Here is a 22049-nt window from a genome sequence, read left to right as displayed (position 1 = left end):
TTTTCGCCCTGCTTTGTTAAAACCCTGCTTTTCTTTTCAAAAAAACTAGGACCGAAGACTCACTTTCGGATCCATTGTTCACTTGGTCTTTTCTTCCAAAATAAGCGATACAATAGAATTCCGATCAAAGCACCCGTGCCGTCCAGTAAGACATCTTGAATCAATCCGGTCCGTCCCCCCGTCAATATTTGATGAAACTCATCGAAGACGGCGATTGTGATGGCGACTGTATACGCAAACAAACCAGCTAACGCATACGGGCGGATCAATCGATACGTTAAGTCCACCAAAGCAATGCCGAGAACGATAAAGATGGACAGGTGGGCTGCCTTTCGAATGAAAAACTCGACGAATCCGGAAGCACCGAGTGCTGCAACGCTCACCTCCCCGTTGTAGTTAAACGAAACGAACCGGAGCTGTTCGACAAAATCTAAGTCAAAGTACCGCGACAAACCCGGTTTTAAGGATTGCTCTTGATACGGCATCGAGCTTGATATAAATAAGATGATTAAAATCAGCAAGGTCACATAACCGGACCAAGGTATTTTTCTAAGCATATCTGTCCTCCTTTTCTCACTAATCATTAGAATAACACGTTCTCTTTTAAAGCCCTCCTAGGATTTTCAAATAATCTGCCGCATTCTGAATTTTCAACCCATTACATACATAATCATGCAATCTTTTTTTTAGAAAAACTTTTTTTTACATTTTAAAGGTTTGCGATATAATTAAAGTGGTTATTTAGTACTATTAAGCAAGGATGCAAGAATAGGAGTTGAGACCCGTGGAACGTACTCTCGGAAAAAAAATTATGCAATTGCGTAAACAACATCGATACACTCAGAAACACCTGGCGGAACGATGCGGGGAAACGGTCACCTCGATTTCAGCATACGAACGTGGTCAGCGTGTCCCGAATAGTCAGACACTGGAACGGCTCGCATTGGCATTGAATACGACCGTGATTGATTTAATCGATCCACATCACGTCCAGCACCCTTCATTACAAGAGTTTATGGCTCAATCCCTTGAACCGACACAACCGCTCGATTTTAAGCTCGTCCTGGAAGATACGCTTGTCCATTTGACGCTGTCACAGGAAGTTTACTTTAACGGCCGTCTTTTGACACAAGAAGTCCGCGATCATATGGCGACATCTATCAATCAGGCACTGCAGCAAGGATTACAATCGATTGAGTCCATCTAAAAAACACGATGAGATGCGGACAGGAACGATTCCTGTACACGTCTCATCGTGTTTTTGCCGATCTACTAATCAGATTTTAAGACATGGTGAATGTACAGTTGACCATCTTCATACGTCGCTTCCATGATTCGGCTGAAGAACGGAGAGTCGGCTGTCTTTTCAGCTAAGAAAACACGTTCGAAGCGACTATGTGCCTGATTGACGAAACTGAGTTTGAGTTCCCGATTTACTGATTGAAATGTCAGATGTGTCCCGCGTTTTCCAAAAGCATCAGGAAGCACCGCGCGATCAATGAACTCAAAAGTCTCTTCCGGAAATAATGTTTTGATAAAGGATAAACAACTGGCTTGTAAGGCTTTTTGCTCGGCCATCTTCTCATCCATAACGTTTACCTATCCTCCGATTTCATCGTGATGTCATCCGAATAAACAAAGTCACTGCCATACTCTAATACCCCTCCATTAGACCTACTTAAACTGGTATTAAAAATATTTTTTATCCATTTAATTGTAAATAATATGGACATAAAATTTATTGGCGGAGTTTGTGTATACCAAAACAGGGACGATTAAAAATCCGTCCCTGCCTTTATCATATAGATTCTGTCCTTCACCCCAGCTTATCCAGTTCTAAAATACTGATACTTTTCCCGGCATATAACGTCCGTCCGCGGTAACGCGAAAGTTTAGCGAATTCGAACAACGTATCCGGTTCGTAAAGGTGCTCCACCAGATAAGCGACTTTTTCATCCGTCTCTGACTTCAAATACGAATTAAAAATCAAGCGGTCGCGATCGACCTTTTGACCGTAAAATAATGTGCAATCCTGAATCCGACGCGAAGCAATCGGTTGGATATTCTGTCTAAGATAATCACTGTTATAGATATTGACGAGTAACTGACCATCCGTCGCCAGCAAGTGCCGGACATTTCGGAAAAATAATAACAGTTCTCCCCGCGAATATCGTGCAATCGTCGTTCCGGGTAAGATGATTTTACTGAACGCTCCACTCCCCATGACGTCAATCAACTCATTACTGAGTCCGTAGACGCGGTTTAAGTAGTGTTCAGAAATTCCGGAAATTCGGTTTAGTTCCGGTTCGACGAGATACAAATCATATCCTTCTGCACATAATGTATTAAATAACTTTGCCGAAAAATTTCCGTGTACTAGGACACGATCCTTCTTTTTCAGATAACGGCGGTACAACATCAACTCGTCGATTTCCGGCAAGGAGGACGTTTCTTGGTAAAGTGCCGTGAAGCGGTCGTCGGCAAATAAGTTCTCGAGTACTTGTACCCGCGAATAACTTCCTTTTCGCGAAAATGGACCGAACAACGGTATCTTATCCATGATAAATCAACTCCTTATACGTCTGAATCGCCGCTTCATAATCTTCTCCTAGCCGCTCCGGTAAAATATCAAACTGTTCCTTTTGATCGGCTTCGAGAATGGCAAGGAATACTTCGTCCGTCTCAAACAATTGATTGGTCGTCAGTTCGAAGGCAAAACAGCCTTCATTATTTTGAATCCCGATCATTGTCAGCGGACCAAGTTTCCCTTCCGCTTGTGGCAACTCAAACATACTATATGGTGTCACAAACTGACTTGTCCCTTGGAATGCCGATGCCAGTTGAAACAAAATCGGATATAGGGCAAGTTGAGGAATCGGAAATAATGCCTCCCAGTCATTCAGCTGGCGTTCACGTAACTGACAAACATTCAAATCAGATGCTGGACTGAGTAAAATTCGTTTTCCATAATCCGCATAGATACCATCGTTCCGTATGAACAGACGATGGGAGGCCGGCATACCGACGAGCGTCGCATAATCAAGGATTCCTGCCCGTCGTTCCAGATTTGAGACGATACCCGTCTTGTGCCAATGTTTCATGACAGCATCGAGATCACTGCGTTCAAACGTCGCTAATCGTTCTTTGATACTGAAGGCCAACGTATCGGCAAACGCCAGCAGGACCGGCGTCCGGCTCATCAGTTCAATGACCGGTAAATCATGCCGGGTCGACTGATCGATGTATAACAAACTATTGATTGTCATCTGATCAAACAGCGTCGGTGCAATCGAATCGAGCAGATCCGTTGTTTCGACATAGACGTGCCGCAACGGTTGCGGCTGACGAGAAGCAGTATCCGGATAGACACCGGTGAATAACGACATCAGGGCATCCTGTAGTTCAATCGGTTGCGCATACCCTGTCGTTCCTTCTAACGGAATCGTCTTATTCAAGAAATACGGGTCTCCGAACAAGACATCGCCCCGTTCATTAATCAGATGAAACTGAACATGTAACATCCGTTGTTGTAAATACGCAACCAGTCGCAAGGTCCGTTCTCCAGGTCCTTGCAGGACAAACAAATAATGTTCGAATTCTTGAAAGTCCATATAGTCGAGTAAATCCAAAAACGTATGCTGATCGTAATCGTAACGATCCATCGAGAACCGGTGCTGTTCACAAAACGTCGTGAGTGCATCGGTCGGGTCGAGTTGGTGTAACCAGCCTTCACTTTCAGAAAGAACCGTTAGTCCGATCATATCCATGCTCCTTTCAGCAATCTGTATTAAAAAAGGCTTCAAACCTGTGACGGAATGAAGCCACGTCAGCAAGAGACGTCATCATGAAGTTTTTAGTTCTCGTTTCGCCGGCGGTTTGATCCGGTCCATTTCCCGACTTGCCAAGGGTGCGACCGAGACAGCAGCAGCATTTAAGCACCAGCCGTAAGATGTCATCGTCCGGCGCGATTCTTTAAAGGTGAGATTCATAGGAGTTACCCCTTTCATTCGTATAAAATGGCAAACAACACGTTGACGACTTTTTGAACTAAACGTTTGGTATCCGGTCCCGTTCCCTCTTATAATGGAAAAGGGTATCGTTTTCTCAAATCCACTGGACAGAAAGGACAGAACCCGATGGATCAATTCACATCCCCGCAGATTGGCCTGGCCCTTCGCCGCCTTCGCAAGAAACATAATCTGACGCAGAAGGATTTAGCGAACGGCATTTGCAGCCAAGCGGAAATCAGTAAAATTGAAAGTGGGACACATTCTCCGACGGTTGATTTATTATATGCATTATCACGAAGATTACAAGTTCCAATTAATACATTTTTAGACCATACTAATTATCGAGAATCTTTAAAAATATTAGATGAAAATTTATTAGTTCGCTTTCGAAACAGTGAGTTTCAATCTATTTATCAAGAAACTCAAAAGATAATAAATTCTAGTCCTCTCGATCGCGAGCTAAATCTGCTTGTAAGATATTTTTACTCTTTAAGTTCTTATCGTTTAAAAAAAATCGACTATAGAACTTGTATTATTGGTTTACAACAACTTTCAGAACATTATTCTACGCTACATTATTCACCTAGTATGATATTAAGAATTAAATCAGCAATTGCAATATTACACTTCGAAAATAAAAGTTATAAGCATAGTAGAACTGTTTACGAAGAGCTAATGGAACTCGACTTCGATAGTGACGAATTAATAGTTGAACGAATTAGAATTCACTATAATTACTCAAAAATTTTACTGAAACTGAATGCCGTTGAAAAAGCATTATTTGTCGTTGAAGAAGCGATTAATATAAGTCTCTTTGAAAAAGATATGTCTTTATTAGGACAACTCTATTCTCAAAAGGGTGAATGCCAAGAATTACTAAATTATTCTTTCGATGAAATTTCTAATTCATATACTAAAGCGTTCCTTTTATTTGATTTAATGGATATAAGAGAATATCGCCAAATAATTCTTGAAACAAAGTTTAAATTTATAAAGAATAGATTAAATGAATAATTACTAGAAGATTAAGCAAGATCACGTTTGATTGAAAACTCGAATGGAATTTCTTTTGCTACGTCACGCTTAATCGAAAATTCAAATGGAATTTCTTTTGCTACATCGCGCTTGATTGAGAATTCAAATGGAATTTCTTTTGCTACATCGCGCTTGATTGAGAATTCAAACGGAATTTCTTTCGCTACATCACGTTTAATCGAAAATTCAAATGGAATCTCTTTTGCGACGTTAGTTTTCACGTTCGAATGCGATACTCCGTTAAGTCCAAGACTTAATGATAGTGTGGCCACTCCTATAAGAATTCCTAATTTCTTTTTCAAGTTCATAATGAATAACCTCCTAATTTTTTTGTCTAGCTCTGTAACAACATCATATAACCTTAGACCCCCTTCGGATATTCGAATACGAATATTTCGCACGTTTTGCACATTATTTACACTTTCCACATCTTTTGACTTAGGCCATAGGTCACGAAATGTACATTTTTTTTACATTTTATCCACCATTGTGTCGATACAGTGTATGAAAATAGATTTTTTAGAATATTCAATCACTCTCATCTTTACGATGTTTCTGCATACAAAAACCCGTTTCGTCTGCTACGTACAAACGAAACGGGCTTTTTTTATTTGGATGAACGGCGCAGTGCAATGAAGTATCCTACTCCAAGTAAAACGACTAGTCCGAGCAAAATGCTGCTAACCGTTGTTCGCGCAGGCGATTCCGGGATCCACAGGCCGATTGCCAGATTGATTGCCGCAATCAGTAAAACTAGCCAGACGATGGTTCTAGGTCTCATCATTTCCTCCTCCACTTCAATATTTTTTAATTTTTTCTTCGCGATCCTCTTCCAAAATCCCTTTTATTCGAAGCATCCTGATATGATATGTTGACAGAAGACCATTTTTAACAAGGGGGACCTATGGATGAAAAAGTTAGCAGTATTTTGTGGTTCTAAAGACGGAGCAACACCCATTTTCCGCCAAGCCGCAACAGCACTCGGGACGACACTTGCAACTCATCAAATCGGACTTGTTTACGGTGGTTCACGCGTCGGGACGATGGGTGCCGTCGCAGATGCTGTCCTCGCAGCAAACGGACAGGCAGTCGGTGTCCTGCCACACTTCCTGCAGGAAAAAGAGATTGCCCATCCGCATCTGACGGAACTTCACCTCGTCGAATCGATGCATGACCGGAAAGCGAAGATGGCAGAACTGGCCGATGGCTTCATCATCCTGCCCGGTGGTCCGGGAACGATGGAAGAGTTTTTTGAAGTCTTCACGTGGGCACAGCTCGGACTCCATGAAAAACCGTGCGGGATCTTAAACATTGACGGCTATTACGATCCGCTCGTCACATTGTTTCAGCAAATGGAGACACAAGGTTTCCTGATTCCGGAACATGCGGCGATGCTGCTCGTCGAATCGGATCCGGAACGGTTACTCGAACGCTTCCGGACGTATCGTGCGCCGAAAGTGAAGACCTACATGAACACAAAACAGACGTGACGACAATTGTTCTCTTTCGACAGGGATATCGGAACTCTTATCCGTTATCTCTGTTTTTTTACTCCTGCCAGCTCTCGACATACCGTTTGAGCAACTGCCGGACATCTGCCTGAATTTCTGTGTCTTCGAGCGCAAAGGCTAATGTCGTCTCGACGTACCCCATCTTCTCCCCGACATCAAAGCGTTTCCCTTCGAGCTCATAGCCGTAGACGTTCTCTTGTCCATTCAGCCGTTCAATCGCATCCGTCAGCTGGATTTCTCCACCGGCTCCTGCTTCTTGTTTCGCCAGGTATTCGAAGATTGCCGGCGTCAGGATATACCGTCCGATGATTGCCATATCCGACGGCGCTGTTCCCTGAACCGGTTTTTCAACGAACTGCCGGACCTGATAACGACGTCCCGTTTGATTCAATGGATCGATGATACCATACCGGTGCGTGTCTTCCGTCGGGACCTGTCGGACACCGACGACCGACGCATCCAGTTCTTCGTACTGCTTCATCAGTTGTTTTAGTCCAGGTTCTTCCGAGACGATGATGTCGTCCCCGAGCAAGACAGCAAACGGTTCGTCCCCGATGAAATGCCGGGCACTCCAAATCGCATGTCCAAGTCCTTTCGGTTCCTTTTGGCGGATATAATGAATCTCTGCCATCGTCGTCGAGGCATCAACTTCTTTCAACAGATCGAGTTTTCCTTTTTGCCGCAGGATGTTCTCGAGTTCCGGTGCATGGTCAAAATGATCTTCAATCGCCCGCTTATTTCGTCCTGAGACGATGATGATCTGTTCAATCCCTGATGCCACCGCCTCTTCAACAATGTACTGGATGGTCGGTTTCGTTAAAATCGGTAACATTTCTTTTGGCATCGCTTTGGTCGCCGGTAAAAACCGGGTCCCGAGACCGGCTGCCGGGATGATGGCTTTTCTGACTTTCAACACGTGCATTCCTCCTCCACACTAAATTCCTTATATGTAAGCATTCGCTTTCTAGTGTCTTGTTCCCTGTTTTCGTAAAAAAAAGACCAGAGACACGTAGGTCCCTGATCCATTCTTAAAATAGTTTCGTTAAGGCTTCCGTAAATGTTACAAATGACGGCGTCTCATCGATGACCATCAGACTGCCGGCCGCAAGGACCAGTAAGCTGATGCCTGACAAGATCCACCCCGGATGTTTGACCGTATCTTCCGCATCCATGTTTTTCTTGCCTGGTTTTGCCTGGGCGCTCTGTTCTTTCAGGCGATCCCGCCGGTACTGGTGCTGTTCTTCTTTCGTCAGCTTCTTGTATTCGGTCAGGAACTTCTTATATTCCGGTACGACTTCCTTCGTCGTCCCGTCGAGTTTGACCTGTCCGTATTCGAGCCAGATGACCCGTTCGCAGAAGCTTCGGATCTGGTTCAACGAGTGACTGACGAAGATGATCGTCTTGCCTTCGTTCTTAAATTCGTTCATCTTATCGATACACCGGTTGTAAAACGTCTGGTCACCGACCGACAAGGCTTCATCGACGATCAGGATGTCGGCGTCGACATTGACGGCAATCGCAAAGCCAAGTCGAGACTTCATCCCGCTTGAATATTTTTTAATCGGCTGATCGATGAAATCCCCGATGTCTGCGAAATCGATGATTCCCGGCATCCGGCGTTCGATTTCTGCATCGTCCATCCCGAGCATCAAACATTTCAAGTGGATGTTCTCACGGCCGGTCAGGACGTTTTTCAATCCTTGGGAAACGGCGATGATTGCCACTTCCCCGTTGATTTCGACGTCACCTTCATTGGCATAGATGATACCGGAAATCAAATTCGATAACGTCGATTTCCCGGAACCGTTGATGCCGACAAGACCAACGACTTCACCGGACCCGATATCAAGTGAGACATCGCGGAGTGCCGTAAACGTCTTGACGTTTTTGCTTTGATTTTTAAACAATAACTTGAATTTTTCTTTTGTCGTCGTGACCATATCGAACCGTTTCGTGACATGGTCGAGTTTTATCATAGACATGGCGATTTCCTTCCTTAAACGAGCTCGGTGAATGATTTACGGAACTTGATGTGTAAAAACGTTCCGGCTGTGAACAAGAGCAATGTCACGCTCCAGAAATAAAGTCCCGTCGGCCATTCTTGCCAGACCCAGGCACCGCCGAGCAGACTCGCACGGTATCCTTCCACGAGGTAAAAGACCGGGTTCAGACGAAGCACACCATGTAAGACATCCGGGAACCGTTCGATGTTCCATAGAATCGGTGTCAGGTAAAACAGCATCCGCATCATTGATTGCAGGAACAATTGGATGTCTTTGACGAGCGTAATCAATGTCGAGAAACACAGGGAGAACGCATAGACGAAGATATAGGTTGCTGCCATATAATACGGGAGTTGAAGTAACTTCCATGTGATTGGAATGCCGTTGAGGATGATGACGATGAAGACGATCAGAAGCATCGCGAAATGTTGGTACATCCGGGACAGGATGACATACGATGGAATCGCACTCATCGGGAACCGCATTTTCGTCACCATCGCCAGTCGGCTGTTGATCGAGTTCGATCCGCGCAACAACGCATCATTGATGAAGAACCAGACGACGATCCCGCAGAGAAGCCAGACGATGAACGGTGTGTCCCCGTCGACGTTTTTGTTCCCTTTCAGACCGACACCAAAGACGAACCAATAAATAAAGATCTGTAAACCGGGATTCAGCAGCTCCCACAAAAGTCCAAGTCGTTGCTCCGCGTGCGCCGATTTAATCTCATAACGGGCGAGACGGCGAATCAGCGGGAAATTCTCCACTTGTTCGCGGATGATGCTTTTCATTTCTTTCCACATAATTAATTTCCTTCCGATCTGTAAAGGTACATGTATTTTAGTTCCGTTGCATCCACATCAAAATAAAAAAACGGACCCCGTTCGCGATTCTTCAAACGAACGATCGACCGCGGACAGGCAGACGCCTGCACGTTTGTCCATTCCTCCTTCCCTTTTCAAGCACGCTTTTCCTATTAAAAAGGCAGGCACCAGATGCCATGCACTTAATCAATTCTAGCCATCGTTAAAATTCATGTCAATCTATTGGGCAAACCGACACCAAACTGTAGCTTTCTGACCAACAAAAAACCAGTCGGCAGCGGTATGAGAGACATCGCTGCTGACTGGTTCCGAATGGGATAGAAGTGGAAATTCAATTGTCGTTGGCGGGGATGACAATCCCCAGATCAGTAATATGCTCATCACACAGAGGATGACCAAAATCATTGTGCCCTGAATCGTCTCTTTCATCGTCTCGTTGCTCTCCTCCCGCAGTTTCTTCGTTTCTTCATCATACAGAATTTATGCACTGAACTCCATCAATAGATTATGAATTAATGGGAATGTTTGACGAATCGATGTATATTTCCGTTTCTTTTTTCATTCGGACAGATTATAATGAAAGCGTTATCATTTTACGTGTTTAGGTCGAATTGACTATGAAAATGCGTTTAAGCGAACGTCTATGCCCGGTTGTCATGTCGTCCGACCTAAGAATTTACGAATTTTACAAAAGTTTTATCGCACCATCCGCCAAGAACGACTTATAGTAGAAGAAGAGGTCAACGATCGCATTTCGACCTTGTATTCATACACCCACTTTGAAGGAGGATTTTTACGTATGTATAAATCAAAACCGCTTTACGCGGCAGCCGTCGCTGTCGCCCTGACGACATCGGCAATCGTGCCGGTTGCACAGACAACTGTATCGGCAGCAACGCATGTCAAAGTCAAAACGGTCAAACTCAAGTCACTCGTCTTTACAAAAGGTGCCCCGGTCAAATTACCTGCTACATACAAGGGCGAGAAAATCACGTGGAAAAATTATGATCGCCACATTTTTAACCGCTATCAGACGGTCAAAGGAACGTATGGCAAGAAGAAATCGCCGATCGAAGTAAAAATCCTCATTCAAAACTATGCCGTCAAGTTCGTCGAAAGTGTTAAAGAACAGACGATTTATGTCGGTGAAAAACCGGAACTTCCAAAAACATTGGCTGTTCTCTATGCGACAGGCCGTGTCTATGACAAGCCGGTCCGTTGGTCGAAAGTCGATACGAGCGAAGCCGGTGTCAAATATGCCGTCGCGAGCTACACACGTCTCGGGAAAACGATCACCCTCAAAGCGAAAATCAATGTGCTCGATATCAATAAAGATGATTTCTCGATCGGGTTGATGCACACGAACGATACACACGCAAATCTCGATAAAGCACCAAAACGCGCAACCGTCATTAAAGAACTTCGCGCTGCCTACAAAGCAGACGGTACTCCGTCCCTTTTACTTGATGCAGGCGATGTCTTCTCCGGTTCGCTTTACTTCAACAAATTTAAAGGTCAAGCTGATCTTGAGCTGATGAACTATATGAAATATGACATGATGACGTTCGGTAACCACGAGTTCGACCTCGGGGACGCGGACAACCACTTGGCATTACAAGAATTCGTCACGAAAGCGAAATTCCCGTTCATCACAACGAACGTCGATTTCAGCAAAAACGAATTACTTGGTGGTCTGCAATCGAAAACAATCACAGCTGGTCCTGAAAAAGGCAAAATTTATCAAGGGATCATCAAAGAATACAAAGGACAAAAAATAGGTTTCTTCGGTCTGACGACAGAAGAAACAGCTGAGATTTCAAGTCCGGGATCTGTTGCTTTCGCAAACTACATCGATAGTGCAAAAGCAGCCGTCAAGAAACTCCAAGACCGTGGTGTCAATAAAATCGTCGCTTTGACGCACATCGGTTTTGATGACAATCCGGCAGTCGATAACGATCAGTTGCTCGCCCGTAACGTAGATGGCATCGACGTCATCGTCGGTGGTCACTCGCATACGAAACTTGAAACACCAGTCGTCGTCGATGACACGGTCGTTCCTGGTAAAACAGAACCAACGATCATCGCGCAAGCCTACCAATACGGTGATTTCCTCGGAAACCTCAACCTGACGTTCGATTACAAAGGGAAATTAACGGAGTACAAAGGATCATTGATCGACGTTTCAAAAGCAGCAGAAGATGCAACGGCCGCTACGATTCTCAAACCATACGCGGATCAAATTACAGAACTTAAAAACGAAGAAGTCGGCGCGAACATCGTCAATGAACTCGTCAATCCGCGTGGCGAAGTCAGTGTCCGGAACAGCGAAACGGCCCTTGGGAACTTGATCACAGATGGTATGCTCCAAAAAGCAAAAGAATACAACAAAGATACAGTCATCGCGATGCAAAACGGTGGTGGAATCCGTGCTGCGATCAATGCCGGTCCACTCACAGTCGGTGAAGTCTTGACGACACTTCCGTTCGGTAACACACTCGCAACGGCGAAATTGACAGGTCAGGAAATCAAAGACCTGCTTGAAATCAGCGTCGGTGTCGCACCAATCGAAAACGGCGGTTTCCTCCACGTTTCCGGCATGAAGTTTGAGTACAGCAGCAAACTCGCAAAAGGCGACCGTGTCACGAAAGTCGAAGTCAAAAACGGCGACACGTTTGAAGCGCTCGACCTTACGAAAACGTATGTCATCGCAACCAATGCCTTCACAGCTAAAGGCGGCGACGGACTTACGCCGTTCGAAGTGGCTTATAAAGACGGCCGCGTGACGGATCTTGGTCTCTCGGACTGGGAAAACCTCCGCGACTTCACAAAATCACTTGGCGAAGTCAACTACTCGATCGAAGGTCGGATCGTCGATACAAAAGCAGAAACAAAATAAGTCATCAAAAAAAGACCGGGCTTAACAGCCGGTCTTTTTTTTCGTCTGCAGGAGGTGGATGACATCCCTTCCTGGTGTTATCTTCATAACGTCTGGGTCTGATTTTGTTTCAGCAAGGCAATGATGTCATCGAGCTCATACTCCTGTGCCATCATCAATGGTGTATAACCGTCCGCATTTTTGATGGACGGATCCGCGCCTTGCTCGAGCAAAAGCTCGACTGTCTCTTTTCCTTCACCTTCAACCGCGTGATGGAGTGGTGTATATTTTTCATCATCCTGTTGATTGATTTTTTCGCCCCGTTTTAAGTAGAGCTCCACCAATTCCTTGTTGTTGCTGTAAACAGCGGTGATGAACGGCCGTTCGCCGAACTCATTGACGGCGTCGACATCGCTGCCGGCAGCCAGTAAGGCTTTAAAGACCGTCTCCAGTCCCTCACTCGACTTGCGGTATCCGAGATAATGCAAAGCCGTATCCCCGTCCGCGTCGACCGCTGTCATATCACTTTTCGGAATCAAGGCTTCGATTTCCTGAAGCGACCCCTTTTGAATTGCCGCCATCAGCTTTGATTCTCCAAGATCTTCTTTTGCCGTCGTCTGTTGTTCAATAGACGATACACCGTCCGTTAACCACTGAGGCAACTTGAACTCTGTCACGACGAAGACCAGACCGGCCAGTACAAGACAGCTCAGACTGACTAGAACAGCACTTGCTACACGGGCCGTCCGGTTTCGCTGAGCATCCAGTCCAACAAACGTCAACCGACGGGAAACGGACGACTGGTTTCGGAACAATTCGCTCAGTCCGGCAGCAAACGACAGCGGTTGTCGTTTTTGATCGATGTAAGCGGTCAGGTTCAGCGTCTGAAAGACAACCGGACCAACAACGGACCGGATAAGCGCCGGTAGACGTTCTTCTTCCGGAAGACAAGCCAGGGCCTGCCGGTCAGCCGTTTCTTCGCATGCGCGGAGATAAGCACTCCTCAGGAACGGTACCCAGCTCCCGAGCAACAGCAACATCTGTTTCTCTTCATGGTTTTGTTTTAAATGGACAAGTTCGCGAATCAACTCAAACCGGGTTGTCTCATCCACCGGATAATCAGCCGGTAACACAAGCAGATACTTTTGAAATAATCCGATCGTCCGGGGACGTTTGATCGTCTTATGGTGGGTGATGATGATTTCCGGCACTTTCCAGAATCCCAGTCGTTCCGCGTCCTGCCGAAGCTGTTCATACACGAGCGGCTGTTGCTGTTCACTCAGCAGAATGCCGTCTGCCCGGATTGTCATTACTCGGACGAGTTGCCATGTCCAAATGATGCCGAGTAGAACGAGGACTGCGATCAACAGGACAATCCCGATTATTTCAAGGGTGAACAAGGCAACAATGAGTCCGCATATTGTCACTAAAGTACTGATTAATAACAGCGTAAAGAAAACGTGTTCCCGTTTCCCTATACGCATGTTAACGGACCGTCTTTCATATTTTATTTCTTCACTCATTGATTCACCTCTTTTTCTCACTGCCCTTATCATACCGATAATTCCATAAGAGTTCCAAGGCAATTCTTGTTAATCGATCAAACCATTATCCATTAATATATTTTAGAGACAAAAATAATCCTTTTCAAAACACGTCTAAAGACCTACCTCAAATATATCTTAATTCCTAAAAAATTATATTCTTCTGACTTTTATTCAGTCATACGACTATCTCCTGTAACATTTGAAACATTACCACCATACTCCTTTTGAACCATATTCCTTTTTGTCATAGGTAAGACAAAAGTCATTTATTTAAATTGCATTCCATAATTCAATACCATATACTAACTAATAGAATGAAGATTATGGGAGTGAATTTCTTGGGATTTCTAGGCTTATTTAATAAAGAATATACTGTTCAGTATCAAGTCATTGAACAAGATGAAGTCGTGGACACGGATCGGTTGATGATCAAAGCTGGTGACCACACCGCTGCACGGAAAAAAGCAGACACGATGCTCCGCAAACAATTTGGTCGGACGCAATACAAAATCGAATGGGTTCAACGGTTTTAATCGTTAAAATACCCGATCGTCTCAATCTTACTGAGACGATCGGGTATTTTTGTGTTCAGCTCGATTGCTGATATTCCGACTTAACGATCCGATCGGCTTTTAGGAACAGGCGAATCGCCGTGTAGAGGACGATTCCGAAGACGGCGCCGCTCCCGTCAATGATGACATCCCCGACGAGCGGTGTCCGTCCGCCGGTCAGTTGCTGATGAAACTCATCAAAGACGCCGACAGTGATGGCCGTCGTCGCAGCAAAAAAGGCAGCCGGCGCAGGACGGTATCCACGCAGACGTAAGACATGGACAAGGCTTGTGCCAAGGATAAAGAACAGACCGGCATGCATCCCTTTCCGGATGAAGAATTCAAGAAAGGCGGCGGGGCCTAGTGATGCGACACTGATCGGGACCTCATAATGAAACGAGACGAACGAAAAGGCATAGACCCATCCGAGTGGGATATGATTCGTCAGAAACGGAATCAGCGATTGTTGCTGATACGTCATCGAACTGAATCCGAATAATAAAAGTAAAATGGCTCCTGCTGCAAAATAAGCTACGGGTATACGACGCATGGTTTCACCTCTCCTTCAATACTTGCCATCTTACCATGCCTTTTAAGACGGGACATACGGCAAAAGACGGATAACCGGACAAAAAAATGCCTCACTCCCAGTCGGAAGCAAGGCATATTCTATTATGAAGCCATCGTCTTCGGTTCACGCACCAGGTGCTTGATTTCACCGAACGTCACGAATGTTTTGTTTTTTGCATCATACAATTTATAGCGAAGCGATTTCAGACTTGAGAACAAGCCGATTGTCGTTGCTTTTTGAAGCGGTGGTGTCGCCGTATGGGCTTTTTCCAGGTTATAGTTCGGGACGCGCGGACTTAAGTGGTGGACATGGTGGAAACCAATGTTCCCCGTCACCCACTGTAAGACTTTCGGCAATTCGTAATACGAGCTGCCTTCGATGGCGGCTTTGACGTAATCCCATTCGCTTTCATCCTCGAAATACGAGTCTTCGAACGTATGCTGGACGTAGAATAACCAAATCCCGAGGACACCGGCTGTGAACATCGTCGTGCCTTGAATGATCAGGAATGCCTGCCACCCGATGAAGTAAATCAGGATGCCGTACAGGACGACCAGTGACGCATTGATGACATGCGTGTTGATCCGTTCTTTTTTTCGGGCATCTTTTCGGTTAAAACGGCTGACGACTAAGATCAATAAGAGTGGTCCAAGACCAAACATGACGAGCGGATTGCGGTAAAGACGGTATTTCAGACGTGTCCATTTTGATGCTTCGATATACTCTTCGATCGTCATGACCCAAATGTCACCGACACCGCGTTTATCCAAGTTCCCGCTTGAAGCGTGATGAATCGAGTGTTCCCGTTTCCACTTTTCGTACGGGAACAGGGTCAGAATGCCAGTGATCGTTCCGACGATTGCATTGGCCTTTTTGTTTTTAAAGAATGATCCGTGTGTACAGTCATGGAAGATGATGAACATCCGGACGACGAAACCGGCTCCGATGATCGCAAGCGGGACCGCGAGCCAAACGGAAATCTGTAAGGCTTGATAAGCCAAAAACCAGACGACGAGAAATGGCAAGATCGTATTGATCATCTGCCGGACGCTGGATTTGACGTCTGCCTTTTCAAAAGGCGAAACGGTCTTGCGAAGCTGGGCGATTTTTTCTTTACTCATGTGTTGCTTCCTCCTCGAATTCGTACAGCGTTCACGACGCTACAATGAAATGAACTTGATATAAAACCTGTAAACGGCGTTCGTGACGGTGAATTCGTAACATCCACATAAAGATCGACCCGACCGATATAGTTAAACGCTTGAATATTTTTAACACCAGGTAATTATAGCACATAAAAAATTGGATTGAATATTAAATTCTGATATCATTCGAAATATTTAAGGTCAGACGGACGCAAAAATATTCATTTGAAGATACAAGAATTTTAAGGTAAATACTTACAAAATAAATTCTATTTTGTATACTAAAAGAAACACCTTACTTTTAAAGGAGCGATTATCAATGAAGAAATCTTGGCTGATTCCTATGCTGTCAGCGACATTACTTTTACCGACGACACTGTCTGTCGACGCCGCAACAAAACCGACTGTTATCACGAAGTACGCGAAAGACAAAAAGGCACTAAAATATCCTTATGTGACGAAAGGTCCATCGACGAGTGTCCGAAAAACGATTAATACGGACTTAACGGCTTTCTCTAAGTTCGCGTATCAAAACTATTTAGAAGTAGAAGCATTCGAGAAGAAAGAAAGAAAAACTTCTTACTGCAAACAGAATCCTTCGATGTGTAACTTTACGTATAGTACCTCATATCAGGTAGCTGGAAATAACACTCCTTACTTAACCTTTATTTTATCGGACTATGAATATACAGTCGGTGCACACGGACTCGGCTATAAGTACGGCGTCAACTATTCGTTAAAAACCGGTAAAGAAGTACGAATCACAAGTGTATTGAAAACATCGACACAATTTAAAAAAGTTGAAAAGTACATCTACAACAAATTAAAGAACAATGACGATTACTTCGTTGATACACTAAGTGACGTCAATGTCTCGAAGAAATCGGAATATCTCATGATGAAAGACGGTATCAAAGTCATCTTCCAATCGTATGCTATTGCTCCGTATGCAACAGGTCAACCGGAAATCTTTGTTCCGAAAAGTGTTTATAAATAATCCAAAAAACCACGCAAATGACTGCGTGGTTTTTTCGTTAATTCAGTTTTTTCAACGGTTTCACCGCCGGACCTTCTAACACATTTCCCCGGTAATCAAAGCGCGAGCCGTGACACGGACAATCCCATGACCGTTCCCCGTTATTCCATTTGACGTCACATCCCATGTGCGTACAGGTCGTCTTGACGAGATGCAACTCACCGGATTCATCACGGTATCCGCCGACCGTCTTCCCGGCATGACGGACGAGTCCTCCTTCATCAAGCTCAAGATCATCTGCTGCTCGACTGGCACGACTGACTTTCCCCTTCAACAGTTCAATCGCAACATCGGCATTGTTCTTCGCAAACTGTTTGGCATCCTGTTTATGCAGCTTCGACCGGTTCGGATCAAACAATCCCCGGAAGCGGTTCGGCGTGCCGGTCAATAAATCAGATAAAAGCAACCCGGCTGCAATCCCATTCGTCATTCCCCATTTGGCGAACCCGGTCGCGACCAGGAGGTTCGGATCATCACTCGTCATTTGACCGATGTATGGCACTTTATCCAGCGAAATCAAATCCTGGGCTGACCAGAATTGCTCGATTTGGGCGACATCAAATTCACTCTCAGCGAAATGCGCCAACGCTTGATAATTGGTTTTCGTATCCGTCTGATGACCGGACAAATGATTTTCCCCACCAAACAGTCCAAGCCGCGTTCCGTCCGCCGCTTTCACATGCCGGAGTGACCGGCTCGGCGTGTCAGCACTCATGAACATGCCGTCCGGAAATTCTTCCGGAACACGTCCCGACACGATATACGATCGGTGAACTTCGAGTTTCGAGAAATACAGTCCTTTGAAGTCATTAAACGGAAAGTGTGTCGCGACGATGACTTTTTTTGCCTCAATCTGATGCCCGGATTCAAGCAACACGGTCGGTGTCCGGTTTGATTCGACCGACGTCGCCCGCGTCTGTTCGTACAGCTTCCCGCCTTGTTGTGTAAAATACTGCGCAAGACCAAGTAAGTATTTGACGGGATGAAACTGAGCTTGCTGACGGATGACAAGTGCTTGTTCGACCGGATACGGTAACTTCCCTTTAACTTCATCCGTTGCGTCACCGCCGTTGATCCCAAGCCGGCTGTAGGCATCTGCTTCTTTGATCAGTTGCTTGTGTTTCGGTCCGGTTGATGCCACGTACAGGTAGGCATCCTGTTCCTCAAGCTCACAGTCGATTGCCAAACGTTTCGTCTGATCCCGCAGAAAGCGAATCGCCTCTTCATTCGCTTCGTAATAAAGTCGTGCTTTTTCTTCGCCAAATGTCTCGATCAATTCGTCGTAAATCAAGCCGTGTTGTGACGAGACTTTTGCTGTCGTATAGCCGGTCGTCCCGCTCGCAATCCGGTCGGCCTCAATCAACGTCACGTCATAGCCCCGTTCGATCAGTTGAACCGCTGTAACGAGTCCGGCGATACCGGCTCCGATAACGACGACATCACTCGTCAGGTCACGGTCTAATGTCGGATAAGTTGAAGCTTCAATCGAAGTGCGCCAATACGATGTTGGAAATCCATCCAGTTGCTTCATTTTCCCCGCCTCCGTAAATGTCAGTTTTTTCTTTCTGGCTAACAGTTAAAGTTACCCTTGTTATCCGAAAAACATTCATAAACTATATCATTTAAATATTCAGATAAAAAAATAGCTTCGATCGAAATCGAAGCCACTTTTTTATGAACTTAATTTTTCTTTTGCCTGTTTCTCGAGCAAACCAAGTCGGCGGATTTTTTTCTCTTCAACAACAGCAACAATAGCTAATGCGATGACACCCAGTACTAACGCGGCATTGAAGACGACAAACGTATCATTCCAACCGTGTAGCGTCATTGAACCAATCGTTAAACCATTTGTTTCAGGATCCGCAATTTTCGCAAGACCTACTTTTGCGATGGAATCACCGAGCAGATAACCAAATGTACCGACCATACCGTTAGTTACCGTTGTTGCCTTTTTAGGCGCAAAACTGATGACAGATACACCAATTAACAGCTGTGGACCATAAATTAATGCACCCAAAGCGAATAAAGAAGCATAAATCATTGTCTCGCTAGTTCCGTAACGATATCCAAGAACCGCAACAGCCGTCAGCAATAAACAAATCGTCGCAACAAGTGCACGGCGTCCTTTGAGTAAATCAGACACATATCCCCAAATCAGACTTCCGCAAAGCGCGCCGATTTCAAAGAAGAAAATCGTATTGACCGCACTTGCTGTACTGAAATGCAGATGCTCCGTCACGTAAAGTGGTGCCCAGTTGTCGATTCCAATACGAACGATATAAACGAAGACATTGGCAATACATAGCGTCCAAATCCACGGATTCGAAATGACATAGGTCTTAAAGATTTCCCATTTCGTCATGCTTTCCGCTGCCAGATTCTCCGGTTCAATCGGTTCTTCGAAGATCTCTTCACTTCGGTTCCAACCGAGTTCTTCCGGATCATCTTTCCCGATGAAAAGTCCGACGACTCCAATCGTCAAGGCAATCATGGCCGGGAAGATGAACATCCCGACAACACTCCCGTTAAAGAAGACGTTAGCCCCCCAGAGTGCAAGTCCTCCGGCAATCGCACCACCAATATTATGCGAAACATTCCAAAATCCGAGATACCGTCCCCGTTTTTCAAATGGGGTCCAGCGTGTGATGGTCGAGTAGGACGATGGTCCTCCGACTGACTGGAAAAATCCACTTAATCCCCACAATACCATCAAAAGACCGATTGGACTTCCACCGGCACTCATTAAAAGTCCCATTGCTGTTACAATCATCGCTGAAAGAATCAATAAGAACGAAATGATACGTTTAGTATTTTTCCCATCTACAAAATAACCAAGCAAAGTCTTTCCGATTCCGTATGTGATTGAGAAGGCAAAACCAATGTATCCGAGATCCGTCGTCGAAAAGCCAAGCTCTTCTTTCATTAACGGCTGGGCAGCCTTAAAGTTATTACGAATGAGATACATCGCCATATACGCTAAAAAGACGACTAAGAACGCTTTCAAAAATTGTTTTAACCATTGTTTCCGCTGAACCTCAATCGGTATACCCGCGTTTGGTACTTTATTGATACTGAAGAATCCCATGTTTATTCCTCCATCTTGGATTGAGTCTTCGTATCATTTGTCATAGAGTACATTAAATCGTCTGAGATAGTCCTGATAATCAGATACAATGTCCTGACCAACACTTTTTTTTATTGGCTGCACTTGCGAAACGGCATAGGTCGGTGTCCCAAATGACACTTTCCGTAAAATATCTTGTCCGTCCTCAGACAGAACGTAACGCATGAAATCATTTGACAGCTCCTGCTGATTCCGATTTTTAAGTTTTGAAATCGCATTAATCGAATACGTGTCCAGTGGAATGCTTTTAATCGGATAGTACTTCTCACGTAACGATTGTTGATCGCCAATGAAATTAACGCCGAGCATTGCTTCTCCGCTGGCAACATAAGATACTGGTGCAAATCCGTTCGCTGTGAACAACCTTGTCTGACGGATCAATCGCCGTAACAACGTATCTCCCGACGTACCATATCCATCAAAAATGGCCTGAAGAATCGTTGCACCTGTACCCGAATGATTAGGATCCGGTAAAATCAGTTCATCCCGATATACATCTAGTGTCAAATCTTTCAGAGTGGTAGGATACGGAATGTTTTTTCCGATTCGTTCCTTCCATAAATCCTTATTGACGACGATTGCGAGACGTTCAACTTCATAACCGATCCAGTACCGATCCGGGTCTTGTAATCCTTCCTGCGACGGAATTGCTGGAAACGGAGTGGACAATCCACGTTTTTTTAACGTTTGATGTGCATCCCATGTCCCGCCGATGATGATATCTGCACGCGGATGATCCGCTTCTTGAGTCACCCGGCGAACCAATTCTTCTGTCGAAAGCCGGACAAATTCATACGTACATTTCTTAGCCTCACAATAGGATGATAAGAGGGCACGCCCGATATCTTCTTTTGCCGAGACATAGGCGGTCAAGTGTGGTGTCATTTCTCTTGCAGCTGTTCCTCGTTTTGTTTGTTGGTTGTTTTGGACGATCCAAATACTTATGACACAAATGATACTCAGCAAGAAGAGTATCCCTTTTCTCATCGACGTTTCGCCCCCTTCCATACTGATGCGAGCGATCCCTTAAGGTAAAACGTGTTTCCATTATCATCATCCATGTATTGGACGCTGAATAACGCATCATAAATGGTAATGTTCATCAGGTTATCGCGTTTTCCTGTCTCATTGGCATAACGAGCGATTTGAAGAACACGTGGTTTATCACTTGAATTTAGTGCCCGGCCGACCTCTTCATAATCCGTCATCGGTTCTGCCTTCTTGATTTTTTCCTCAAGCACTTTCCGAAGACGAGAATCGATTTTCCTCGATCGTCCTGCTTCGAAAAGAATCACTTCTTCGGCTTGAATGACTTGTCGCGAAAGCTCTTGCGGATTATGATACGCATTTAACAGACGGGCTTTGAGCATTGTCGTCTGACTAAGAGGATGTGCCGCAATGCAGCGACCATTCAAAATCATCCCTTCCCCTAGTGAAAACGACCATGACGTTCCATTCAAGAAACGAAGTGTTCCGGTAAACGTCGTCATCCCGGCTGGACAGTCTTCATTTGTCGCCGTCTTCATTTGCTTCAACAGGCTGGTGATACGTTGGATTTCGTTTCCATCCTCAATCGTCTGTTCGCCCCATGCACGGTGACGAATCGTCAACTCGGTCGGAACCGAGTTGTCTGATTGATTCAGGATATCCGGATTGTCTTTGATGATATGCAGTCGACCAAAAACGTTTTGTTGAAGTAAAAGAAGACCGAGGACAAACAGGATGCCCATCAAAATAAGGTAAACGAATGTCGAAGCCTTCATGGTTCATCTCCTTGCTTGGTTCTTAGATTACAGGTCAATTGTTTCGCAAATCAG

General features: G+C 45.0%; 23 protein-coding genes. 6 read left to right on the top strand and 17 right to left on the bottom strand.

Features of this window, described 5'->3' with window-relative positions:
* Positions 1-59: 59 nt before the first annotated feature.
* A complete protein-coding gene (locus tag R7V76_RS12215; RefSeq protein WP_318092746.1) occupies positions 60-557 on the bottom strand; it encodes a VanZ family protein in 498 nt (165 codons plus the stop codon).
* Positions 558-784: 227 nt separating this feature from the next.
* On the opposite strand from R7V76_RS12215, the gene R7V76_RS12210 reads away from it, so the two are divergent.
* Positions 785-1207, top strand: a complete 423-nt coding sequence (locus R7V76_RS12210) for a helix-turn-helix domain-containing protein (protein ID WP_318092745.1) — start codon at positions 785-787, stop codon at positions 1205-1207.
* A gap of 65 nt (positions 1208-1272) precedes the next feature.
* Here the strand turns inward: R7V76_RS12210 and R7V76_RS12205 are convergent, their stop codons facing one another.
* The 4 genes from R7V76_RS12205 to R7V76_RS12190 form a co-directional block, all read right to left on the bottom strand.
* Complete coding sequence (locus R7V76_RS12205) at positions 1273-1590, bottom strand: hypothetical protein (protein ID WP_318092744.1); 318 nt, start codon at positions 1588-1590, stop codon at positions 1273-1275.
* A gap of 226 nt (positions 1591-1816) precedes the next feature.
* Positions 1817-2560: a hypothetical protein gene (locus tag R7V76_RS12200; protein WP_318092743.1), complete on the bottom strand. Its 744-nt coding sequence runs from the start codon at positions 2558-2560 to the stop codon at positions 1817-1819.
* The gene (locus R7V76_RS12195) at positions 2553-3761 is read right to left on the bottom strand and encodes a hypothetical protein (RefSeq protein ID WP_318092741.1); all 1209 of its coding nucleotides are present in this window, start codon (positions 3759-3761) and stop codon (positions 2553-2555) included. The genes R7V76_RS12200 and R7V76_RS12195 overlap by 8 nt, the downstream gene beginning before the upstream one ends.
* Before the next feature lie 81 nt (positions 3762-3842).
* Positions 3843-3989: a hypothetical protein gene (locus R7V76_RS12190; RefSeq protein ID WP_158537512.1), complete on the bottom strand. Its 147-nt coding sequence runs from the start codon at positions 3987-3989 to the stop codon at positions 3843-3845.
* Between the two features lie 147 nt (positions 3990-4136).
* On the opposite strand from R7V76_RS12190, the gene R7V76_RS12185 reads away from it, so the two are divergent.
* Positions 4137-5024, top strand: a complete 888-nt coding sequence (locus R7V76_RS12185) for a helix-turn-helix domain-containing protein (RefSeq protein ID WP_318092737.1) — start codon at positions 4137-4139, stop codon at positions 5022-5024.
* A gap of 11 nt (positions 5025-5035) precedes the next feature.
* Here R7V76_RS12185 and R7V76_RS12180 read toward each other — a convergent pair whose 3' ends face one another.
* Positions 5036-5353: a hypothetical protein gene (locus R7V76_RS12180; RefSeq protein ID WP_318092735.1), complete on the bottom strand. Its 318-nt coding sequence runs from the start codon at positions 5351-5353 to the stop codon at positions 5036-5038.
* 299 nt (positions 5354-5652) lie between these two features.
* Positions 5653-5826, bottom strand: a complete 174-nt coding sequence (locus R7V76_RS12175; protein WP_318092734.1) for a hypothetical protein — start codon at positions 5824-5826, stop codon at positions 5653-5655.
* A gap of 127 nt (positions 5827-5953) precedes the next feature.
* Here R7V76_RS12175 and R7V76_RS12170 point away from each other — a divergent pair, with 127 nt between their 5' ends.
* Complete coding sequence (locus R7V76_RS12170) at positions 5954-6535, top strand: TIGR00730 family Rossman fold protein (RefSeq protein ID WP_318092732.1); 582 nt, start codon at positions 5954-5956, stop codon at positions 6533-6535.
* Between the two features lie 58 nt (positions 6536-6593).
* Here the strand turns inward: R7V76_RS12170 and galU are convergent, their stop codons facing one another.
* The 3 genes from galU to R7V76_RS12155 form a co-directional block, all read right to left on the bottom strand.
* On the bottom strand, positions 6594-7472 hold the full coding sequence (galU, locus tag R7V76_RS12165; protein WP_318092731.1) for a UTP--glucose-1-phosphate uridylyltransferase GalU: 879 nt from the start codon (positions 7470-7472) through the stop codon (positions 6594-6596).
* A gap of 112 nt (positions 7473-7584) precedes the next feature.
* On the bottom strand, positions 7585-8538 hold the full coding sequence (locus R7V76_RS12160) for an ABC transporter ATP-binding protein (RefSeq protein ID WP_318092730.1): 954 nt from the start codon (positions 8536-8538) through the stop codon (positions 7585-7587).
* A gap of 14 nt (positions 8539-8552) precedes the next feature.
* Entirely contained in the window at positions 8553-9362 is an 810-nt protein-coding gene (locus R7V76_RS12155; RefSeq protein ID WP_026827415.1) for an ABC transporter permease, read from the bottom strand.
* A gap of 820 nt (positions 9363-10182) precedes the next feature.
* On the opposite strand from R7V76_RS12155, the gene R7V76_RS12150 reads away from it, so the two are divergent.
* Complete coding sequence (locus R7V76_RS12150; protein ID WP_318092729.1) at positions 10183-12279, top strand: 5'-nucleotidase C-terminal domain-containing protein; 2097 nt, start codon at positions 10183-10185, stop codon at positions 12277-12279.
* 83 nt (positions 12280-12362) lie between these two features.
* Here the strand turns inward: R7V76_RS12150 and R7V76_RS12145 are convergent, their stop codons facing one another.
* Entirely contained in the window at positions 12363-13742 is a 1380-nt protein-coding gene (locus R7V76_RS12145) for an ankyrin repeat domain-containing protein (RefSeq protein ID WP_318092728.1), read from the bottom strand.
* A 401-nt stretch (positions 13743-14143) separates the two neighbouring features.
* Here R7V76_RS12145 and R7V76_RS12140 point away from each other — a divergent pair, with 401 nt between their 5' ends.
* A complete protein-coding gene (locus R7V76_RS12140) occupies positions 14144-14338 on the top strand; it encodes a hypothetical protein (RefSeq protein ID WP_318092726.1) in 195 nt (64 codons plus the stop codon).
* A 55-nt stretch (positions 14339-14393) separates the two neighbouring features.
* On the opposite strand, the gene R7V76_RS12135 is transcribed toward R7V76_RS12140, so the two are convergent.
* Both R7V76_RS12135 and R7V76_RS12130 read right to left on the bottom strand, forming a co-directional pair.
* The gene (locus R7V76_RS12135) at positions 14394-14906 is read right to left on the bottom strand and encodes a VanZ family protein (RefSeq protein WP_318092724.1); all 513 of its coding nucleotides are present in this window, start codon (positions 14904-14906) and stop codon (positions 14394-14396) included.
* Between the two features lie 122 nt (positions 14907-15028).
* Positions 15029-16048 carry a fatty acid desaturase gene (locus R7V76_RS12130; RefSeq protein WP_318092722.1) on the bottom strand — a complete coding sequence of 340 codons (1020 nt, stop codon included), beginning with the start codon at positions 16046-16048 and terminating at the stop codon, positions 15029-15031.
* A gap of 343 nt (positions 16049-16391) precedes the next feature.
* Here R7V76_RS12130 and R7V76_RS12125 point away from each other — a divergent pair, with 343 nt between their 5' ends.
* Positions 16392-17069: a DUF3298 and DUF4163 domain-containing protein gene (locus R7V76_RS12125; protein ID WP_318092721.1), complete on the top strand. Its 678-nt coding sequence runs from the start codon at positions 16392-16394 to the stop codon at positions 17067-17069.
* Positions 17070-17106: 37 nt separating this feature from the next.
* Here the strand turns inward: R7V76_RS12125 and R7V76_RS12120 are convergent, their stop codons facing one another.
* From R7V76_RS12120 to R7V76_RS12105, 4 genes are all read right to left on the bottom strand, one after another.
* Positions 17107-18639 (bottom strand): FAD-dependent oxidoreductase, encoded by a 1533-nt coding sequence (locus tag R7V76_RS12120; protein WP_318092720.1) that lies wholly within the window; start codon positions 18637-18639, stop codon positions 17107-17109.
* 141 nt (positions 18640-18780) lie between these two features.
* Entirely contained in the window at positions 18781-20193 is a 1413-nt protein-coding gene (gene uhpT, locus R7V76_RS12115) for a hexose-6-phosphate:phosphate antiporter (RefSeq protein WP_318092719.1), read from the bottom strand.
* Positions 20194-20226: 33 nt separating this feature from the next.
* The gene (locus tag R7V76_RS12110) at positions 20227-21219 is read right to left on the bottom strand and encodes an ABC transporter substrate-binding protein (RefSeq protein WP_318092718.1); all 993 of its coding nucleotides are present in this window, start codon (positions 21217-21219) and stop codon (positions 20227-20229) included.
* The gene (locus R7V76_RS12105; protein WP_318092717.1) at positions 21216-21995 is read right to left on the bottom strand and encodes a DUF3919 family protein; all 780 of its coding nucleotides are present in this window, start codon (positions 21993-21995) and stop codon (positions 21216-21218) included. The genes R7V76_RS12110 and R7V76_RS12105 overlap by 4 nt, the downstream gene beginning before the upstream one ends.
* Between the last annotated feature and the right edge of the window lie 54 nt (positions 21996-22049).

It is taken from the genome of Exiguobacterium artemiae (genome assembly GCF_033342815.1).
In the GTDB taxonomy this organism is placed as follows: Bacteria; Bacillota; Bacilli; order Exiguobacteriales; family Exiguobacteriaceae; genus Exiguobacterium_A; species Exiguobacterium_A artemiae_A.
Note: the sequence above shows the minus strand (reverse complement) of the source record. Positions and strands in the feature narration are given on the sequence as shown.